General features: G+C 67.4%; 1 protein-coding gene and 1 pseudogene. Both read left to right on the plus strand.

Going from position 1 to position 4,026, the window contains the following annotated elements; genetic code table 11:
- Positions 1 to 182 precede the first annotated feature (182 nt).
- Positions 183 to 467 (plus strand): annotated as a pseudogene (locus ASG84_RS28320) (hypothetical protein); the annotation flags it as partial.
- A gap of 1,993 nt (positions 468 to 2,460) precedes the next feature.
- The coding region (locus ASG84_RS18840; protein ID WP_057478561.1) for an SCO6880 family protein at positions 2,461 to 4,026 on the plus strand (1,566 nt) is incomplete at its 3' end.

Genomic DNA, 4,026 nt, shown 5'->3' on the forward strand with positions numbered 1-4,026 from the left:
GACGCCGATCGAACCGATCCGGACATCTCGTTGGTCTGGCAGGACGGGGACTGGAAGGCCAAGGACTGGTCCTACCGCCAGGGCCCGCGACCGGAGGACGCGTCCTACCCGGCCGCTGATTCCGCGCTCGGCGGTCAACTGACCGCCGGGTACTACACCTTCTACATCGACTAGGAGAGAACATGATTCGCCGTCTCGTTCTCATCGCAGTCACCGCCGCACTGGTGGCACTGTTCGGATCACCCGCTGTTGCGCTCGCCCAGCCTTCCGCCGTTCCCGCCCCCGCACCGGGGGCGGTCACCGCCCAACAACCGGCATCGAGGCTGCCCGCGCACTTCCCGGACGATCTCAAGAAATTCATCGGCGGCACCGAGGAATTTCGGAGCGGGCCCTGGTTCACGGGGAACTGCGCAGACCACGGCGGCGACCTGGGAACCTATATCTCCCAAGCACTCACGAACGAAAACNACCGAGGAATTTCGGAGCGGGCCCTGGTTCACGGGGAACTGCGCAGACCACGGCGGCGACCTGGGAACCTATATCTCCCAAGCACTCACGAACGAAAACCGGCTCCTGTACTGGACCGCATCGGACGAGAACAAAGCCGTCATGCTCGGCGGTGCGGGCGCGGTCGGCTCCGACCCGCAGGCCCAGGCCACGGCCGAGATCACCCGTCAGGCCGTCGCCGACGGGACCGAACCACCCGCCGACGCTCTGCCGACCGTATTCCCGGCCGGGGACACCAGCTTTCACCCACCGACCGGAACCTGCGCCGAGGACCTCGCCCGGTGGGGCACCAAGGAATGGGGCACGTGGGGCTTCGCCTGGGCGCAGAGCCCGGACGCGAACTCGCTGACCGCGATCAAAGCGCTGCCCGGTGCCGACAAGGTGCCGGGTGCCGCCTGGTCGGACCCCTGCTCGCAGGGCTCGGGCGACCAGTACTGCATGCACGCCTTCTTCGTCGACTGCTCGAAAGCCGAACGGGCAGATGCCAGCCGCTGCCAGGACTGGAATCTGTCGATCGGACGATTGTTCGCCGGCACCGCGAACTGGATCGACAAGAACACCTCGTTCACCGAGCGCCTCGAGGACACCCTCGGCAAGGTCATCGCCGCCACCCCGCAGTACAAGCTCGGCAAGGCCTACCTGCAGGCGTTCTCGTGGATCTCGGGGGCAGCGAACGACGTCGTCGACTTCGTCACCGATCCGACCACCGTCATCGACGACTGGGTCAACGCCACAAAGAGCGGGGCACTCTCGCTCACCGACGCCGTGCTGCGTGGGTTGACCTCGACCGGCGACTTCGATCCCACCCAGCAGTGGTTCGTGACCTATTACGCAGGGTCGACGGGTCTGGGAATCATGGTCATGTCACTGGCGGTACTGCTGGCAATCATGCGATCGCGTCACAAGGGCTCACCATCGGAGCTGGTGGCCAACGTCTTCGGCTACATGCCCGCCGGGGTGGTGATGATGCTTTTCTCCTTGGCCCTGGCTCAACTGTTGATCGAGTTCGCGACAGTGCTCACCGAGGGCATCGCCAGTTTCAGCGGCTCCACGATCACCGAGATGGTGGAAAACATCTACGCCACGATGGGCACACTGAACAAGGACACCGTCGTCGGCGGCTCGATCGTCGGCCTGGTCTTCTTCAGCATCCTGCTGCTCGGCGCGATGTCGGTCTACCTGGGTCTGCTCATGCACCAGATCGGGCTTCCGCTGACCGCGTGCGTCGCCGGAATCGGCTACGGCATGTGGGTGCACCCGACGTGGCGGACCAAAGCGCTGCGGCCACTGTTCACGTTCGTTGGCATCGTGCTCAGCAAGCCGATGCTGTTCCTGCTCATCGCGATCGTGCTCGCCGGGGCCAACAACGCTCTGCTCTCGGGCGGCGGCGGCTCGGGAGATCTGACCTCGCTCGGGGCTCTGGTGCTCGTCGGGGCCTCGATGGTCGTCGTCGGCCTGGCACCGTGGGCAATGCTCGCATGGGCACCGATCCTGCCGACCAAAGCCGACTCCGAAGGATTCGGCCGCGGTGGTGGCTCCGTCGCCGGTGGTGTGATCGGAGGCGTGGGCAGCTCGGCACTGTTCCGCAGCCGCAGCGGCGGAGGTGGCGGAGGCGGCTCAACCGTCACACCGCGCTCGACCCGCTCCGGCGACGGCGTCGACAAGGCCACCCGATCCGCGCATTCGACCCCGACGAACAACTCCACACACGGCCACACCACCGGGACCGCCCACAGCGGCGGCACCGACAAGGGCGGGACGTCGACACCGAAGCGCTCGACCATGGGAATGGCCGGCCGACTCGGCGGAAAGCTCGCGACGGGATCGGCCGCGACGGTCGCCTCGGCCGGGGCCGCGGCGGTGCCGATCGCCGCGCAGTCCGCAGCAGCGGCAATGACCAAAGCCAAGTCCAGTGCCGAGTCCGCACCGTCCGAAGCCGAAGGCAGGTAAGCGATGTCGACCGAGACCGTCGAGCACGACAGCGAGCAGAGAACCTCCATCCTGGGCGGTGAGATCGCCCGCCGCGGCATGACCGGGATCTCGGCACCGGTGCTCATCACCTGGACCGCTGCCCTGCTCATCGGCGTCGTCTACTACTTCGCCGCCGGCGGCGGCGCGATGACCGTCGGACTCGTGGCCGTGTTCTACGTCGGGGTGTTCGCCTCTACATACGAATTCGGGGACACCTCCCTGACGGCGCGACAGTTGCACCGACTGCGGAACTGGGCGCGGATGCGGCGCGGCGAGCACGTCTACCGCAACGCCGACGACCCTGCCTACGGGATCGCCGATCTCGACCCCGGCTGGGAGTACCCGGTCCCGCTCGGGCGGACCGCCCCACTCGACGTCGCCGGCACCGGCCTGGACGAGATGTTCATCGTCCGCACCGCCAACCCCGGCGAGCGGGCCTACTACACCGTCGTACTGTCCGTGCAGGGCCTGGCCGGGGGGCTGCGCACCGACGCGGCCTGGGCGACGACATCGGAGAAGTTCGGTCTGTTCAGCGCCTCGATGGCCCGCAAGACCTCGCTCATCCGCGGAGTACAGCTGATCCACCGCTCCATTCCCGCGGATCTGACCATGCACGAGGACTGGGTCGAGCGGGAGGTCGAAAAGCTCGGCGACATGCGTCTGCGGGCACCGGTGGAGTCCTACGGCGACCTCATCGACACCATCCGACCGCACTCGGAAGAGCACCGGGCGTACGTGGTGCTCAAATTCCCCCAGACCGACCACTTCGAGGCCGAAGCCGCGCGAGCAGCGGGCGGGAAAGGTGCCCGATTCGAAGGCGGTGTCGCCCAGGTGATCCGCGACGAGACGATGCGCGCGGTGAGCAAACTCGTCGCCGCCGGCATGGGCCGTGTCCAGGTCCTCGGTGAGCAGCGCACCTGCGCGCTGATCCGCGCGTTCGTCGACCCGTCGAACCCACTCGATCGCCACCAAGGGGCGCGGTGGTCGAACTGCTGGGCCTCCTACGTCGGTGGCCACGAGTCGGTGGTGGTATCCGGACGCTGGCACACCCGTGTCGGGTTCCTCCCGCCGGCAAGCATCGAACCCATTCCGCTGGGCCCGCTGTGGCTCGCGCCGCTGCTGACCGGGGTCGCCCCCGACATCGGCGACGACGAGAACCCGCCCTCGCCGACGATCCGAACCGTCAGTGTCCGCGTCGATTTCGTGCCCGACGCCGTCGCCCGGGAAGCGGCGAGTCAGGACTTCACTCAGGACCGCGCCTCGCAGGAAAGCGCCCTCCGCAAAGGCATCATCGGCGACGGCTCGGCCGAAGTGATGGCCACCGCGTCCGGTCGTCGACGCCTGGATCTGATGCCCGGCTCGGGCCATCACGGCACCATCTACTCCCTCGCCGTGGCAGTCACCGGCCGCGACGAAGACGACCTCGAGCGGGCCTGTATGCGCGTGGAGGAAGCCGCCGACGAATCAGCGATCAAAACCATCACCTGGCAGGACGACACGCACGACGTCGCCCTGTTCACCACCCTTCCCTTCGCTCGCGGTCTCGCC

Origin of the sequence: Rhodococcus sp. Leaf278 (assembly GCF_001426085.1) — a bacterium.
Lineage (GTDB): Bacteria > Actinomycetota > Actinomycetes > Mycobacteriales > Mycobacteriaceae > Rhodococcoides.